Raw genomic sequence first — 15,387 nt, 5'->3', positions numbered from 1 at the left:
CTATGGTCGTACTTCAACAGGAGGCACCGTGGATCAGGAACTGCCCGGTGGCGCGCGGCTGATCGTCGGGGTCGACGAATCGCCGGCCGCGCGCTGGGCGCTGGCCTGGGCCATCGGGGCGGCCAGGCTACGCCGGATGGCCCTGGTGGCCGTGCACGTCAGCCGCGCGCCCGTCCATCCCTTCCCCGAGGCGCTGCCCGTCCAGCACGCCATCCGGGCAGGGGAGGAGGCGCGCTGCACCGAGGTGGTGGAGGGTGTGTTCGAGGACGTCGCGGGCGGCGTCCCCGACGACATCACCACCGTCGTCGTCGCCCGGGTCGGAGACCCCGGCTACCACCTCGTCGACCTGGCGCGCGAAGGAGACCTGCTGGTGCTCGGACGGGGGAGACGCGGGCTGCTCAGCCGCGTCTTCCTGCCCTCGACCAGCATGTACTGCGCGCGGCACGCCCGCACGACGGTCGTCATCGTGCAACCGCCGACTCCGCCCGACGACCCCGAGATGTCAGGCGAGCGAGCCCGGCGTTTCTGGACCCGCCGACATACGTGACCTGAGCACGCGCAGCCCCTCCGGGATGTCGTCGCGGCCGATCGAGCCGTAGCCCAGCACCAGCCCGCGCTGCGCCGGCTCCTCGCCGCAGTACGCCGCCAACTCCTCGAACGCCACCAAACCAGGCGCGGGACGTACGGACACGCCGGGGGAGAGGCGGGCGCAGAGGTGCAGGCCCGCACTCGACGGGACGAGGCGCAGCCGCTCGTCGCCGGCCAGCGCCTCGGCGATGACGGCGTGGCGGGCGGCGTACTCGCGGGTCGCCTTCCTGATGTGCCGGGCCAGCAGGCCCTCGTCGATGAAGCGCGCGAGTGCGGCCTGGGTGGTCAGTTCGCCGTGCCAGTCCGACAGCTGCCTGGCCGCGCGCAGCGCGGGCGCGAGCGAGGCGGGCGCGATGAGGAACCCGATCCTCAGCATCGGAAGCAGCGTCTTGGAGAACGAGCCCACGTAGATGACGCGGCCGGCGCGGTCGAGGCTCTGGAGGGGTTCGAGCGGGCGCTCGCCGAAGCGGAACTCGCTGTCGTAGTCGTCCTCGATGACGACCGCGCTGCGACGCTCGGCCCAGGCCAGCAGGGCGGTACGGCGGGCCAGCGACATGGGCGTGCCGAGCGGGAACTGGTGCGACGGCGTGACGTAGACGATGCGGGCAGAACGCGGGATCGCCTGGACGTCGATGCCCTCGTCGTCGACCGGAACGCCGGCCACGCGGGCGCCGAGCGAGCGGAACAGCGCACGGGCCGGGGGATAGCCGGGCTCCTCGACGGCCACGACGTCGCCCGGCTCGATCAAAACGCGGCCGACGAGGTCGAGCGCCTGCTGCGCACCGCTGGTGACGAGCACGTCGTCGGGACCCGCGTGGACAGAACGGCTGAGGCCGACGTGCCGCGCCACGGCCGCGCGCAGCGGCTCGTGACCGGACGGGGCGTCGTAGGCGGCGGCGCCCGTCCGTAACTCGCGGCTCACCAGCCGGCGCCAGGTCTGCATGGGGAACAGCCGGCCGTCGGGGACGCCGACGCGGAAGTCGTACCGGGCGGTCTGGGTGTCGCGGGGGGTCTCGACGGCGTTCCATGACGCGCGCGGCAGCACCGCCCCTCTGGGGGCGGCCCGGCCGCGCACCGGCGCGGCCGACACGAACGTTCCCGCGCCGGCCCGTCCCACCAGGAACCCGTCCGCGACCAGCCGGTCGTACGCGAGCGCCACGGTGTTCCTCGAGATGTCCAGCCGGCGGGCCAGCTCTCTGGTCGGCGGCAGCCGTTCGCCCGAGCGCAGGCGGCCGTCGAGTATGGCGTCGAGCAGCTGCCGGTAGACCTGTGCGGCCAGGTCACCGCGGCCTTCGATGCTGATGTGCACGTCCATCTTGGCCCAATCAGATCGCCGTAAATTGGATCTTATCTTGGGACAAGTGCCGGTACATGATCGAGGCATGACCGCTTCCTCCCGCAGGACCCTGGCGCACGCGCAGCTCGCGAGCTCCGTCGGCGACGGCATCTACCTCGTCACGTCCGCCTTCTACTTCGCGAGGATCGTCGGGCTGTCCCCGACCGAGATCGGGCTCGGCCTGACCCTGGGATGGGCCGTCGGCTCGGTGGCCGGCGTACCGCTCGGGCGCCTGGCCGACCGGCGCGGACCCCGCGGCGTGGCCGTCCTGCTCGCGCTGGCCACCGCGACCGCCGTCGCCTGCTTTCTCGTCGTCCGCTCGTTCCCGCTGTTCGTCGTGGCCACCTGCCTGTACGGCACCGCGCAGACCGGCCTGTCTGCCGCCCGCCAGGCCCTGCTCGCCGCCCTGGTCGAACCTTCCGAGCGGACCGTCGTGCGGGCCGTGCTGCAGGCCACGCTCAACGGCGGCCTGGCCGTCGGCGCGGCGCTGGGCGGGCTCGCCCTGCACCTCGACACCCGGGAGGGGTATCTCGCGCTGCTCGCCTTCGACGCCCTGACGTTCGTGGCGGCCGCTCTGGTGCTGCTCCGGCTGCCCGCCGTCCCGCCGACCCAGGCATCGCCGACGAGCCGGTGGGGAGTGCTGAAGGACCGGCCGTACGCGCTGGTCACGATGATCAACGCGGTGATGATGTTCTACATGCCGCTGCTCAGCCTCATCGTGCCGCTGTGGATCGCGACCCGCACCGACGCGCCGTCCTGGATGGTCTCGGCCCTGCTGTTCATCAACACCGTCGGCGTCCTGCTCTTCCAGGTGCGCGTCGCCCGGCGGGTCAAGGGCCTGCGGGACGCCTCCGTGGCGGTCCGGCTCGCGGGGCTCGTGATGTTCGCGGCCTGCGCCGTCTTCGCGATGAGCTCGTCCGCCTGGTTGTGGCTGATCGCCGGCGTGCTGCTGCAGGTCGCGGCCGAGATGCTGCTGGCGTCGGGGGCGTGGGAGATCAGCTTCACCCTCGCGCCGGACGACCGGCAGGGGGAGTACCAGGCGTTCTTCGGCACCGGCACGGCCGTGGCCAGGATGCTCGGGCCGGCGGTGCTCACCACCGTCGTCATCGGCGGCGGGACGCCGGGCTGGCTGCTCCTCGGGGCGGTGTTCGTGGCGGCCGGCGCCGCGATGGCGCCGGCCATCAGGCGGGCCGAGGCGCGCCGGTCACTGGAACCGGCGTAGCCGCAGGCTGTTGCTGACCACGAACACGCTGGAGAACGCCATCGCCGCGCCCGCGATCATCGGGTTGAGCAGACCGAGCGCGGCAAGCGGCAGCGCGGCCACGTTGTAGGCGAACGCCCAGAAAAGGTTACCCTTGATGACTCCCAACGTACGGCGGGCGAGCCGGATCGCGTCGGGCGCCACCTTCAGGTCGCCCCGCACCAGCGTGAGGTCGGAGGCGGCGATCGCCGCGTCGGTGCCCGTGCCCATCGCGAGCCCGAGGTCGGCCTGGGCCAGCGCGGCGGCGTCGTTGACGCCGTCGCCCACCATGGCCACCACCTTCCCCTCCGACTGCAGCCGCTTGACCACGTCGACCTTGCCGGTCGGCAGCACTCCGGCGATCACCTCGTCGATGCCGACCTCGGCGGCCACAGTGCGGGCCACGGTCTCGTTGTCGCCGGTCAGCAGCACCGGGGTCAGGCCCAGCGCCTTGAGCTCGGCGATCGCCTCCTTGCTGGTGGGCTTCACCACGTCGGCCACCACGAGGACCGCGCGCGCCCTGCCGTCCCAGCCGACCGCCACCGCCGTACGTCCCTCGGACTGCTCGGCCTCCATCGCCTCGACGAGCCGCGGCGGGAGGTGCTGTGACCACTCGGCGAGCAGCTGGGGGCGGCCGACGAGCACCGCGTGGCCGTCGACGACGCCCTGCACGCCGAGCCCCTCGACGTTGGTGAAGTCGTCGACCGTCGCGGCGGAGTCCGCCGCCCTCGCGACGGCGCGGGCGATCGGGTGCTCGGAGGCGTGCTCCAGCGCCCCGGCGAGCCGCAGCACCTCGTCGCGGGTCTCGCCCTCGGCCAGGTGGACGGCGGTGAGGGTCATCGTGCCCGCCGTGACCGTGCCGGTCTTGTCGAGCACGACCGTGTCGATCCGGCGCGTCGACTCCAGCACCTCGGGACCCTTGATCAGGATGCCCAGCTGGGCACCCCTGCCGGTGCCGACCAGCAACGCCGTCGGCGTCGCCAGACCGAGCGCGCACGGGCAGGCGATGATCAGCACCGCCACCGCCGCGGTGAACGCCGCCACCGCGCCGGAGCCCGTACCGAGCCAGTAGCCGAGCGTGCCGACCGACAGCGCGATCACGATCGGGACGAAGACGCCCGAGATGCGGTCGGCGAGCCGCTGCACCTTCGCCTTGCCCGTCTGGGCCTCCTCCACGAGCCGCGCCATCTGCGCGAGCTGCGTGTCGGACCCCACCCGGGTGGCCCGGACGACCAGCCGGCCGCCCGCGTTCACCGTCGCGCCGGTCACCTCGTCGCCCGGCCTGACCTCGACCGGGACGGACTCGCCCGTCAGCATCGAGGCGTCAACCGCCGAGGAGCCTTCCTCGACCACGCCGTCGGTGGCGATCTTCTCCCCGGGACGGACCACGAACCGGTCGCCTGCCTTGAGCTGCTCGACCGGCACCCGCCGGCCGTCGGCGAGCTCGACGTCCTTGGCGCCCAGCTCCATCAGCGCCCGCAACGCCGCTCCCGCCCGCCGCTTGGAGCGGGCCTCGAAGTAGCGTCCGGCCAGGATGAACGCCGTCACCGCCGCCGCGGTCTCCAGGTAGATCGCGTCGGCTCCCGCGCCGCGCTCGATCGCCAACGAGAACGGGTGCGTCATGCCCGGCATGCCCGCCCCGCCGAGGAACAGCGCCCACACCGACCAGCCGAACGCGGCCAGCGTGCCGAGCGAGATCAGGGTGTCCATGGTGGCGGCGCCGTGGCGCAGGTTGGTCCAGGCGGCCTTGTGGAAGGGCCAGCCTCCGTACGCGACCACCGGTGCCGCCAGCGTCAGCGACAGCCACTGCCAGTAGGTGAACTGCAGCGCCGGGATCATCGCCAGCGCCACGACCGGCACCGACAGCACCACCGACGTGATCAGACGCCGGCGCAGCTCGTCGACCGGCCCGGCCTCCTCGGCCTGCTCGGCGTCCTCTGCTCTGGGCGGGGCGGGCAGCGCGGCCGTGTAGCCGGCCTTCTCCACCTCGCTGATCAGGACCTGCGGGTCGATCTCGGTCGTGAAGGTGACCTTGGCCTTCTCGGTGGCGTAGTTGACCGTCGCGCTGACGCCGTCGAGCTTGTTGAGCTTGCGTTCGATGCGATTGGCGCAGGACGCACAGGTCATGCCGCCGATCGTGAGTTCGACGGCTCTCTCCTCGGTGTCGGTGAGGGAAGACATGACCTCTCCTTTCTTCGCGTCCCTGCGGTCAGCCGTGGCCGTGGGTGGTGGACGGCGCGTGGCCGTCGGCGGTGGCGGCCGTGGCCGTGAAGGCGGCCGTACGGACCTTGTCGTCGTGCTGGAAGTCGAGGAACAGGCGGTAGTCGCCGCGGCTCGGCGCCTCGACGTAGAAGGTGACCTCCGGCCCGGCCGCGGCGCTCTCCTCGGGGTGGACGTGCAGGTAGGCCAGGTCGCCGGCGCGCAGCGCGACCAGGTGACCGTACGCGCCGAGGTAGGGCTGCAGATCGGTGACCGGCTTGCCGTCCTTGCGGACCGTCAGCGTGACCTTGCTGGACTGTCCGGTGACCAGGTCGCCGTCGAGCTCCACAGTGTAGTCGCCGACCTTCGCCGTACGGCTGACCTCGGGGAGCGGCTCGGGCTTGTAGTCGCCCGCGGCCTGCAGGTCGGCGCCCAGCGTGAGCTTCTCGCCGCCTTCCGGCGCGAAGTCCGCGAACGCGCGGTAGGAGCCGGGCTTCGGCACGGCCAGCTTGACCGACCAGGTGCCGTCGGCGGACATCTCGGGGTGGACGTGCTGGAAGCTCGTCAGGTCACGGGAGGCGACGATGAAGTGCAGCTTCTTGTCGTGCTCGACCTGGTAGCGGGTGACCGGGTCGCCGTCGGGGCCGATGATGGTGAACCTGAACTCGGCCGGGTCGCCGGTCGCGATCGGGGTGACGGGGTCGAGGGTGTAGCCGTTCTCGGACACCTGGAGCCCTCCGGGGGTGTTGCTCTTCGCCTGCTCGGTGTGGCTCTCGGTGGTCCGCTGGGTCATGGCCGCATGGCCGTTCGTCCCTGGGCTCGCCGTTGTGATCGCCACTGGGCTCGCGGCTTGCCCTGTCGCCTTGCCCACGCCCAGGGCGCCGCCGAAGACGACGGCGAGCCCCAGGATGTAGACGCCGAGCTTGGCGGCCGTGTTCACGACTGCCCTGCCAACGCGTATCCGGCCTCCTCGACCGCGGCGGCGATCTTCGCCTCGTCGAGGGGGCCGTCACTGTCGACGGTCAGCAGGCCGCTCGCCAGGTCGACCTCGACGCCGGTGACGCCGGCGACCTCGCTGACCTCCTCCTTGACGGAGCTCACGCAGTGGCCGCAGGTCATGCCGGTGACGGTGAAGGTGGCGGTGCTCACAACTGTCTCCTCAGGTAGGTCGTGCGGTGTCTCTTCATTGTTCGCCTACAGTCTAACACCGTACCCCCCTAGGGTATCGGTTGGCGTTGTGAGGAACGTAATTTACGGGTGGGGGGTATGTCAACACTCTGGGCTGACAGGTGTGGATGCGCGTGTCGTCGGGTTATTTGGCATGATCAGGCTGTTGTTCATCGATTCGGCATCCGGGATGTTCGTCGTGTGGACCCACCTCACCTGGGGGTGAAGGGTTACCCATCGCGCATTCCGTACATCTGGTCTGTGCGCAACACAGGGAGCGCAGCCATACCTTGCTAGGCTGCTTGTCAACCGTTGGGTCTCACCCCGGCAGGTGAGGCCGTCGAAGAAGTGGGGTCACACCGTGAAGAAGCTGCTCGTTCTGGCGCTGATCGCTCTTGGGGGCTTGCTGATCTGGCGTAAGGTGCAGGCCGACCGCGCAGAGCTCGACCTCTGGACCGAGGCGACCGGCAGCGAGAACTGACCGACCGGCGAGGCGATGAGTGACGTCGTTCCCATCAAGCTGGTCTGCCTTGACCTGGCGGGCACCACAGTCGGTGACATCGCCATGGTCGAGCGCGCCTTCGCCGAGGCGATCGCGACCCAGGGCATAGTGCCCGGGACCGGAGCGTACGCGCGTGCCATGGTTCACGTGCACCGGTCCCGGGGCTGCCCCAAGATCGACGTGTTCCGCGGCATCTTCCCGGGGAACGAGGCCCAGGCCCAGGCGGCGAACCTGACGTTCGAACGCTCCTACCAGGGGGCGATCGAGCGTGCGGGTCTCGTACCCGTGCCCGGGGTCCTGGAGGTCTTCGAGAAGCTCCGCGGCACCGGCCTCAAGATCGCCCTGATCACCGGCTTCAGCCGTACGACACTCAGCCGCGTCCTCAGCGTGCTCGGCTGGCACGACAAGATCGACCTGGCCATCTCGCCAGAAGACGCCGGCGGCCGCGGCCGCCCATGGCCCGACATGATCCTGCACGCCGTCCTGCGCCTGGGCGTCGACGACGTACGCCAGGTGGCCGTCGTGGGCGACTCCGAGAGCGACATGCTGTGCGGCAAGCGTGCCGGGGCCTCGATCGTGGCCGGCGTGATGACTGGCGTCCACAGCCGCGAACGCCTGCTCAAGGGCGGCGCCACCCACATCGTCGACTCGATCGCCCACGTTCCCGACCTGATCCTGAGCGACGACCTCGGCGCGACGCACGTGGCATCCTCAGCCGGGTAAGCTATCTTCGTTCGAAGGGGCCTTAGCTCAGTTGGCAGAGCGCCTGCTTTGCAAGCAGGATGTCAGGAGTTCGAATCTCCTAGGCTCCACCAGCCAAAACACCCCGCCACTGATCTTGCGGCGGGGTGCTCGGGCCATTAACGGGCCATTAGCCGTCAGGACGGCGATCTTTCCTCTCCGCCTCCACCCGTGCGCTGAGAGCGCCGGCGATGCGTTGGTCGGCGTCCTTGGTCGTTTGCTGGTAGATCAGCGCGGCCCGATCGCTGTCGTGCCCCATCCGTGCCTTGAGATCGGCCAGGCTCGCCCCTGACTGCGCGGCCAGCGTGTTCCCCGTGTGGCGAAGATCGTGGAAGTGCAGGCCCGTCAGTCCCATCTCCTTGAGCGCTTCTCCCCACTTCGCGGCACGCCGGAAGTTGCCTCCACGCAGGAACCCGTCCTTCTTCCCGAGGAACAGGAACGCGTCGTTTTCGTGGGCGACGTAGGACGCGAGGTGTTCGCTGAGCATAGGGATGATCGCCGCAGGGATGCCGACCGTGCGGCGGCCGGCCCTGGACTTGACCGGGCACAGGCGCATCTCACCGCCGTCGAGTTCGACGAGCTGTTCCCGGACCCGGACCGTGCGCGCGACCAGGTCGAGGTCATGCCGCCGAAGCGCGATGGCCTCACCCCAGCGCAGGCTTGCGAACGTGGCCAGCAGGATCAGCGCCCGAAACCGCATGTCCGCCATCCGGTCGGCGAGTTCGAACACCTGAGACACTGAGCCCTTTTCATCCGTGACGCAGAGGTGCTGATCACAGCATGATCGCGGGTCCGGCGTTCGCCTGATGACGTAGTAGAGCCCCTGGTAGACGGGTTGATCACCACAATCCTTGCCGTCACCACCAGGAGCTCCGGGTGCTGTTCTACCGTGCTGCGGTCGATTTGTCGCGTACAACGCTGAACTACGTGGCCGGGCTGATCCGCCGGCACCGCAAGGCGATCGGATCGACCTGGCGGCTGCTCAACCGGGACAGCAGGCGTTGCTGGTGCTCGTCTACCTGCGCAAGGGCGAGACCTTCAACGAGGTCGGATCCGGTTTCGGGGTGTCGACATCGACAGCGTGGCGGTATGTGTAAGAGACCGTGATGCTGCTGTCGGCCCGTTCACCCAAGCTCAGACGGGCGTTGCACAGGGCCAAGCGGGACGGGCTGCACTATCTGGTGCTGGACGGCACGCTGATCCGCACTGACCGGATCAAGGCCGACCGGCCGTACTTCTCTGGCAAGCATCGCGTGCACGGGATGAACATCCAGGTCATCGCCTCACCGGACGGGGCGATCCTGTGGACCTCGGGCGCGCTGCCAGGCAAGACGCACGACCTGAGTGCGGCCCGGATCTGGGGCATCATGCGGGAACTGGACCAGGCCGGAATCATCGTGCCGGCCGATAAGGGCTACCAGGGAGCTGAAGGCCCGGTCATCACCCCGTACAAGGGCAGGAACAAGCCCGAGCCGCAGAAGCGGGCCAATCGGTCACATGCCCGCCTGCGCGGCCCTGGCGAACGAGCGAACGCCCAGCTCAAGAACTGGCGCATCCTGCGCAAGCTCCGGTGCAGTCCTAGCAAGGCCGGCCACCTGTGCAAGGCCATCGCCGTCCTGCAGAACTACGAGAGCGCCAGACGATGAAAAGGGCTCAGTACAGTAATGCAGCAAACTTGCGCCGAGTTATCGAATCAGGAAGCCCGTGAGCTAGTCTAAACGACTCCCATATCGGCTTTACGCTAATCATAGGTTCGGGTCGACACAAAGAACGCCATGTCCGCCGTTCGCACTCCACCACGCAAAGTGATCAACCCACTACATGATGGGACTCTGCGGCAAATCTCTCGTTCGCCCACAAATCACCCCACCCTACCCTATGCTCCGCTATGTGCACATACCATGAGATCGCCTCCAGGATCAGGTGCCCCTCTTGCCCTAACTCAAGCGAGAAAATTGCGATAAATCAAAAGATGCATTGCCATGCCTCCAGCACAGAAATGCGGACCCAGACAGCCCCACAGCGATCATGTTCTTGTTGCCGCAAGCAGACCGAACTACATTTCATGGCTTAGGTTGAAGAACCCGTGTCCTTTGCATCACCGATCTTCTTATGGTACTTCGTTCCGGCCGTTCTGCTGGCCCATTGGATTTTACCAAGCACGTGGCGCAACGGAATCGTCGCATTAGTCAGCCTACTCTTCTACACCTGGGGAGCCGGGCCTTTTGCTTTTCTTCTGCTTGCCGTCATCGCCGTCAACTATGCCGCGGGCCTGGCGATAGATTCGAATAAACTTGCAGATAATGTCCCGGCGCGTCGCACCCTGTTGATTTCCACCGTCACGCTGAATCTCGCGGTCCTGATGGTCTGGAAGTACGCCGGATTCGCCACACAGCAGGCGAACGCCATTGCCCATGCGCTGGGTGTCGGCTCCGTCGCGATCATCGAACTAGCGCTGCCAATCGGCATCTCCTTCTACACCTTCCACCACATCTCGTATGTGGTGGACGTCTATCGGAGGAGCCGTCGGGCGCAGAAGAGTATCATTCAGTTCACCACGTACATCGCGATGTTCCCTCAGTTGATCGCTGGCCCCATCGTTCGGTATCACGAAATATCCGAGCAACTGTGTGACACCCGCCGCAACCGGTTCAACGACTTCGCGGCCGGCTTCCCTCGATTCGCCCTGGGACTGTGCAAGAAGGTGATCATTGCCGACTCGCTCGCGCCCATCGCCGACGCTGCTTTCGCACACCCGGCCGGCGAGTTGAACACCGCCACCGCGTGGATCGGGGCCATCGCCTTCACCCTCCAGATCTACTTCGACTTCTCCGGGTACTCCGACATGGCGATCGGTCTCGGCGTCATGCTGGGCTTCCGGCTGCCGGACAACTTCAACCATCCGTACTCGGCGTACTCGATAACGGATTTCTGGCGACGCTGGCACATGTCGCTGTCCCGGTGGTTCCGTGACTACGTCTACATCCCCTTGGGCGGCAACCGCACCGGCAAGATCAACAACTACAGGAACCTGCTCATCATCTTCATCCTGTGCGGTTTCTGGCACGGAGCGAACTGGACCTTTCTCATCTGGGGCCTGTATCACGGCACACTGCTGATCGTGGAGCGTGTACTGGGATTCACCGAACCGCCAAAGAGTCAGCTGAACCGGGTTCTCCGCCGAGGCCTCACGTTCTCACTCGTGGTGGTTGGCTGGGTTCCGTTCCGTTCAGCGACTCTCGATGATGCCGCAGAGATGATCTCGGCCATGTTCACGTGGCGGCCGGGTCTCCCGGATGAATTCGTCATATTTGCCATCAACAATCAACGAGCTCTCATCTTCGCTCTGGCGATCGCAGTTGTATTCTTCCCCCCGGCACGGACGCTGGGGGACGTCATCGATTCCGGAAAGGGTGCCTGGCCGGCCATGGCCCGAACCGCGGTGACCTTCATTGGCGCCCCGTACGCAGCACTGCTGGTAGCGGCCGGAACTTTCAGCCCCTTTCTCTATTATCAGTTCTAAGAGGACGCGTCACCGATGAGCGGATCCACCACCACACACACGGCGAAGCCACGCATGAACAGAAGGAAACAGATCACTGTCGCGGCCGCAGGCGTTCTCTTCTTCTTCACCCCGGCCGCTGCTCATGTGTTGGGCGAACGTGCGGTCGAACTGGAAAACCGGCCGCTGCCCGCCTTTCCTGACGTCTCAAAGGGATGGGAGACCATTCCCCGCCTGGAGGCATGGGGTACGGCCCGCCTGCCATTGCGAGACGATGCGATCCGCGGACACGTATCCCTCTCCCGCTTCATGTTCAGCGAATCGCCGGCCTACAACACCGGCGCGGAGCCGACCTATCCCCGCGTCATCGAGGGAGAAGATGGTTGGCTCTATTTCGGAGACGATGTCCTTGAAGCTTGCAGACCGCGCTGGTCAGTCGAGGAGACGCTGGCACGAGTCGAGAGACTGGCCCGCATTGTGCGGGCCTCCGGACGGCAATTCGTCTTCACCATCGCGCCCGACAAGACCACCATCTATCCCGACAAGCTACCGCAAAGGTTCCTCGGTCAGAGCTGCTTGAAGTCACGTAAGACAGAGTTCTGGCGAGCACTACAGAGCGCGAGCCTGGAAGGCTACATCGATCTCCGTAGGCCGTTGCTGAACCTGCAGGCAAGCATGCGTCAGCCGATTTACTGGCGGACTGACAGTCACTGGAACCATCGAGCCGCCGCACTCTACGGAGCCACGATCGCGTCCCATCTCCAAACCGACCTTCTTAACGAGACCGTACTGAAACACGTGGGGCAGGAACCACGAGCCGGCGATCTGGGTCCGCTCATGGCCAGCCCAAGGCAGGAGACTGCGGACATGTGGACTCTGACGAGACATGGTGTCAGCGAGAGGTCGCAGGACACTCACGCCGCGCCGTTATGGATCAGGACCAAAAACTCGTCCACAAAGGCACCACTCTTCAAGCCGAGGACTGTGCTGATTGGCGACTCCTTCACGCGTAATTCCCTGACTTGGACAACCCCCTACTTCGCCGACCTCACAGTTCTGCGAAGCGATTCACCGGCAAGAGTGGGGCCCGGCCAGACCGCAGAGCTCATCAAGTCTGCCGACGTTGTGGTCTTTGAAATGGTCGAACGATACTGGGTCGGCGGACACGGCGAAATGCTCGATGAAACCACACTGTCCGCACTGGAGAGGCACCTTATGACTACCCCCTGATGAATTCGGGGAAAAGAGGTGCGGATGGTGGATGTCGCTGCTTCGTGCCGTTTGTCGCCTGGTTGCTGATGTTTCGGACCTGGCTCCCGCGCGAGTCGGTGGGGTTCCAGGAAGCGGCGTACACAGATTGAATCTCGAGTTTGACCGTTATCCCATCGCGTAAGTCCAGGCCAGTTCGTCGGGCCTGATTTTCGTGAGGTCGGTCTGGTCGGGCCGGGTCGCGGAAACTCGTGCGGCTCGGTTCGCCGCCGTGGCCGTGTCCGGCAGATCGAGGGTGAACCCGTCGATCGCCATTAACCGCCAGGGTCCCAGCCACGCTCCCGCGGTCGCCCGTGTCGCAGCCGGGCACGCAACCCGCTCGAACACCTCCCGGACGACCTCTGTCCCCAGGCGCTGCCGGGCCCGGGTGACCGCTCCACGCGTGGGCGGCTCCCACCATGAACCCCGCATGGCCGCGAGCAGACCCGTCAGCTTCTCCGCGACCTCCTCATAGTCATCATCCGCGAACAAGCACAACGCCATCAGCAGGTAGACGACCACATGAGCCGGGAGCTTCCGCACCCGCTCCTCGCGGCATCCGTGCAGCTCGATTGCCTCGTCCAGGATCTGCCGTGGCATCAGCGACGTCAACGCCCCCAGCCCAACCGGATCCGTCAGCCAGCCCGACCCACCGACCTTGATCCACTCCACCATCCGGCGGGCACTACAGTAGCTCGTTCAGTATGAGCTCGGGACGCTAGCGGCCAAAAGGTCCCGCTCATGGACAGAGTCCATCCGGGTCGGCAGACACGACACATTGTTGTTGCTCGTCCCCACGAACCTTGAGCTGGCGAGCACGCCCGGTGAGCTCCCCGGCTCTGATCCGGCCGGCCTGTCGCTGAGGATGAACTACACCCCTTACCATCCGTCGGTGATGAGGTGCTTGGGCGGGGTGTGGTCTTGATGGGTTTTCCCCATCCTCGATAGATGATGTTCATCGTCATGGTCTCGGCCTCACCGCCCACTGGCGGGGTGACTTGACACGGCGGCCCCGTCCTGGGGTCTGCAACTACAAGAAGGACGGGGGCGGACCAGGAGGCAGGCCGCGCCGGGCACAGGTCGCGGGCGTGATCGCCGGGCCATTAGCGGGCCATTAAGGGCGGTCAACAGGGGGTACTCACGGTCACTCACAGGCAGTTCCTCGCCCAGGTCGCGGCCGTGGTCCCTGGTGATCAGGCCGATTTGCAAGCAGGATGTCAGGAGTTCGAATCTCCTAGGCTCCACCACCTCCTTCGTGCGTGTAGGTGGGCCGGGCTCCACCCACCCGTTGCCCGTCTGGGTGGTTGGCTAGCGGGATCCCGCCCCGAGCGGTCCTCGCTCCGCTCGGGCTGCCTTTCTAGGGGCGCGCCTCCGGCGCGCAAGGTCATCACGACTGGGCGCTTCGCGCACGGGGCTCAGCCGTCTCTTCCGGTCGAGCCAAAGCCTCGACCCCGGCAGGCCTTCGCTCCGCTAAGACGTTCTTCATGGGAGGCGCAGGCTGTGCCTGCATTGGTATGGCTGGTATTGGCAATGTCTATGAGACCTCCGACTCGGACGTAGCAGCCGGTAACCTGCTGCTCCAGAGCGGCCGAGGCCTCGTCCGGGCGGCTCCGCAGGTTCGGCGCCTTGTCCTCACGGCGGATGCCATTCAGGACCGTGATGTACGCCGCCAGCAGGTTGACGCCGAGCAGCCCAGCGAACGGCGAGCACGGTTACGTTCACGTCTCCATCTACCCGGGCAGACGGGACCTATTGATGAGCGCCTCCCCTTTGGAGTGGGACGGGGCTGGGCTACGGGTACACCGCCATCTCCATGATGTACATCATCATGTACACTGGAAGGGTGAAGGTGATGACCATGTCCGAATCCCGGGCCAACTATGCTGCTACTCTCGACGCCGTCATCGACGACCAGGAAGAAGTCCTCATTACCCGCCCCGGCGGGGAAGGCGTTGTCATGGTGTCTCAGCGCGAGTATGAATCGATGCGCGAGACGCTCTACCTGATGGCCTCTCCTGTCAACCGCAGACGGCTGTCGGAGGCAGTCGCCCGTCTGGAGGCCGGCGGTGGCACCGTCCGCGAACTGGCCGACGAGGACACCACCTCGTGAAGATCCTCTTCGACGAACTTGCCTGGGAAGACTACGCCTACTGGCAGCGAGAAGATCGACGCATCCTCAAAAGGATCAACCAGCTGATCGCTGACATAGCCCGAAACGAGAACGAAGGCATCGGCAAACCAGAGCCGCTGAAATACGAATGGTCCGGCTACTGGTCCCGGCGCATTACCTCAGAACACCGGCTCGTCTATCGCGTCAATGACGACACCATCATGATCGCCGCCTGTCGCTATCACTACGAAAAGTAGCGTCCGTCCGTCCAGCCAGGAACGTGGAACGCCTGGTACAGGCAGGTAATCCCGCTCGCCGAGCAGCGCTACGAGATCTATGTAAAGCAACGGCAGGCGGAGAAGGGCGGATGGCGATGGGATACGCGCGTTCGAGGACATCCGTGCTGAGCAACGGGAGCGTTTGGACTTCCCCTTCTAGCGTGGAGACCTGACCTAAGGAGAAGGTTGGGTCGTGGGAGAGACCAGACGCAGGTTCGATCCAGAGTTCCGTGCGGGCGCGGTGCGCATCGTACGGGAGACAGGAAAGCCAATCGCGCAGGTCGCTAAGGATCTGGGCATCAATGCGGGCACGCTGGCCAACTGGGTGCAGATGGATCGGCTGGCCCGCGAGCAGGACACCAACGGTGGTGAGCTGGCCGAATCGGAGCGGGAGGAACTCGCCCGGCTGCGCCGGCAGCGAGCTGAGTGGGCCAAGGAGCGCGCCGAGCTGGAGATGGAGCGCGATGTGCTCAAAC

At 66.5% G+C, this 15,387-nt stretch carries 15 protein-coding genes, 1 tRNA gene and 1 pseudogene; 11 read left to right on the top strand and 6 right to left on the bottom strand.

Going from position 1 to position 15,387, the window contains the following annotated elements; genetic code table 11:
• Positions 1-28 precede the first annotated feature (28 nt).
• On the top strand, positions 29-547 hold the full coding sequence (locus tag BLR04_RS28480) for a universal stress protein (RefSeq protein WP_143022252.1): 519 nt from the start codon (positions 29-31) through the stop codon (positions 545-547).
• Here BLR04_RS28480 and pdxR read toward each other — a convergent pair.
• Positions 503-1,903 carry a MocR-like pyridoxine biosynthesis transcription factor PdxR gene (gene pdxR, locus BLR04_RS28475; protein WP_090770989.1) on the bottom strand — a complete coding sequence of 467 codons (1,401 nt, stop codon included), beginning with the start codon at positions 1,901-1,903 and terminating at the stop codon, positions 503-505. The genes BLR04_RS28480 and pdxR overlap by 45 nt on opposite strands.
• 67 nt (positions 1,904-1,970) lie before the next feature.
• Between pdxR and BLR04_RS28470 the strand changes: the two genes are divergently transcribed.
• A complete protein-coding gene (locus BLR04_RS28470) occupies positions 1,971-3,146 on the top strand; it encodes an MFS transporter (RefSeq protein ID WP_090770987.1) in 1,176 nt (391 codons plus the stop codon).
• Here BLR04_RS28470 and BLR04_RS28465 read toward each other — a convergent pair.
• From BLR04_RS28465 to BLR04_RS28455, 3 genes are read right to left on the bottom strand one after another with little or no spacing between them, the layout of a single operon-like run.
• A complete protein-coding gene (locus tag BLR04_RS28465; RefSeq protein WP_090770985.1) occupies positions 3,129-5,345 on the bottom strand; it encodes a heavy metal translocating P-type ATPase in 2,217 nt (738 codons plus the stop codon). The two genes, BLR04_RS28470 and BLR04_RS28465, sit on opposite strands and share 18 nt — an antisense overlap.
• 28 nt (positions 5,346-5,373) lie before the next feature.
• A complete protein-coding gene (locus BLR04_RS28460; RefSeq protein WP_090770983.1) occupies positions 5,374-6,303 on the bottom strand; it encodes a hypothetical protein in 930 nt (309 codons plus the stop codon).
• Positions 6,300-6,512: a heavy-metal-associated domain-containing protein gene (locus BLR04_RS28455; RefSeq protein WP_090770981.1), complete on the bottom strand. Its 213-nt coding sequence runs from the start codon at positions 6,510-6,512 to the stop codon at positions 6,300-6,302. Before BLR04_RS28455 ends, BLR04_RS28460 begins: the two co-directional genes overlap by 4 nt.
• A gap of 379 nt (positions 6,513-6,891) precedes the next feature.
• Between BLR04_RS28455 and BLR04_RS41480 the strand changes: the two genes are divergently transcribed.
• The 3 genes from BLR04_RS41480 (at position 6,892) to BLR04_RS28445 (ending at position 7,847) form a co-directional block, all read left to right on the top strand.
• Positions 6,892-7,011: a DLW-39 family protein gene (locus BLR04_RS41480; RefSeq protein ID WP_020542320.1), complete on the top strand. Its 120-nt coding sequence runs from the start codon at positions 6,892-6,894 to the stop codon at positions 7,009-7,011.
• Positions 7,012-7,026: 15 nt separating this feature from the next.
• Positions 7,027-7,755 (top strand): HAD-IA family hydrolase, encoded by a 729-nt coding sequence (locus BLR04_RS28450; protein WP_090770979.1) that lies wholly within the window; start codon positions 7,027-7,029, stop codon positions 7,753-7,755.
• Positions 7,756-7,771: 16 nt separating this feature from the next.
• A tRNA-Ala gene (locus tag BLR04_RS28445) sits at positions 7,772-7,847 on the top strand.
• Between the two features lie 56 nt (positions 7,848-7,903).
• On the opposite strand, the gene BLR04_RS28440 is transcribed toward BLR04_RS28445, so the two are convergent.
• On the bottom strand, positions 7,904-8,503 hold the full coding sequence (locus BLR04_RS28440; protein ID WP_090770977.1) for a site-specific integrase: 600 nt from the start codon (positions 8,501-8,503) through the stop codon (positions 7,904-7,906).
• Between the two features lie 146 nt (positions 8,504-8,649).
• Here BLR04_RS28440 and BLR04_RS28435 point away from each other — a divergent pair.
• The 3 genes and pseudogenes from BLR04_RS28435 to BLR04_RS28425 all read left to right on the top strand — a co-directional run bounded on the left by BLR04_RS28435 (position 8,650) and on the right by BLR04_RS28425 (position 12,505).
• Positions 8,650-9,419 (top strand): annotated as a pseudogene (locus tag BLR04_RS28435) (transposase family protein).
• A gap of 440 nt (positions 9,420-9,859) precedes the next feature.
• On the top strand, positions 9,860-11,296 hold the full coding sequence (locus BLR04_RS28430; protein ID WP_090770974.1) for an MBOAT family O-acyltransferase: 1,437 nt from the start codon (positions 9,860-9,862) through the stop codon (positions 11,294-11,296).
• Positions 11,297-11,311: 15 nt separating this feature from the next.
• Positions 11,312-12,505 (top strand): alginate O-acetyltransferase AlgX-related protein, encoded by a 1,194-nt coding sequence (locus BLR04_RS28425; RefSeq protein ID WP_090770973.1) that lies wholly within the window; start codon positions 11,312-11,314, stop codon positions 12,503-12,505.
• A gap of 147 nt (positions 12,506-12,652) precedes the next feature.
• Here the strand turns inward: BLR04_RS28425 and BLR04_RS28420 are convergent, their stop codons facing one another.
• Positions 12,653-13,198 (bottom strand): transposase domain-containing protein, encoded by a 546-nt coding sequence (locus tag BLR04_RS28420; RefSeq protein WP_090770971.1) that lies wholly within the window; start codon positions 13,196-13,198, stop codon positions 12,653-12,655.
• Positions 13,199-14,336: 1,138 nt separating this feature from the next.
• Between BLR04_RS28420 and BLR04_RS28415 the strand changes: the two genes are divergently transcribed.
• The 3 genes from BLR04_RS28415 to BLR04_RS28405 form a co-directional block, all read left to right on the top strand.
• Positions 14,337-14,633 (top strand): type II toxin-antitoxin system Phd/YefM family antitoxin, encoded by a 297-nt coding sequence (locus tag BLR04_RS28415; RefSeq protein ID WP_342672311.1) that lies wholly within the window; start codon positions 14,337-14,339, stop codon positions 14,631-14,633.
• Positions 14,630-14,890, top strand: a complete 261-nt coding sequence (locus BLR04_RS28410) for a Txe/YoeB family addiction module toxin (protein ID WP_090770969.1) — start codon at positions 14,630-14,632, stop codon at positions 14,888-14,890. The genes BLR04_RS28415 and BLR04_RS28410 overlap by 4 nt, the downstream gene beginning before the upstream one ends.
• A gap of 214 nt (positions 14,891-15,104) precedes the next feature.
• The coding region (locus BLR04_RS28405; RefSeq protein ID WP_143022251.1) for a transposase at positions 15,105-15,387 on the top strand (283 nt) is incomplete at its 3' end.

It is taken from the genome of Nonomuraea maritima, assembly GCF_900100395.1.
GTDB lineage: Bacteria > Actinomycetota > Actinomycetes > Streptosporangiales > Streptosporangiaceae > Nonomuraea > Nonomuraea maritima.
This window is presented reverse-complemented; position numbering and strand designations above follow the sequence as displayed.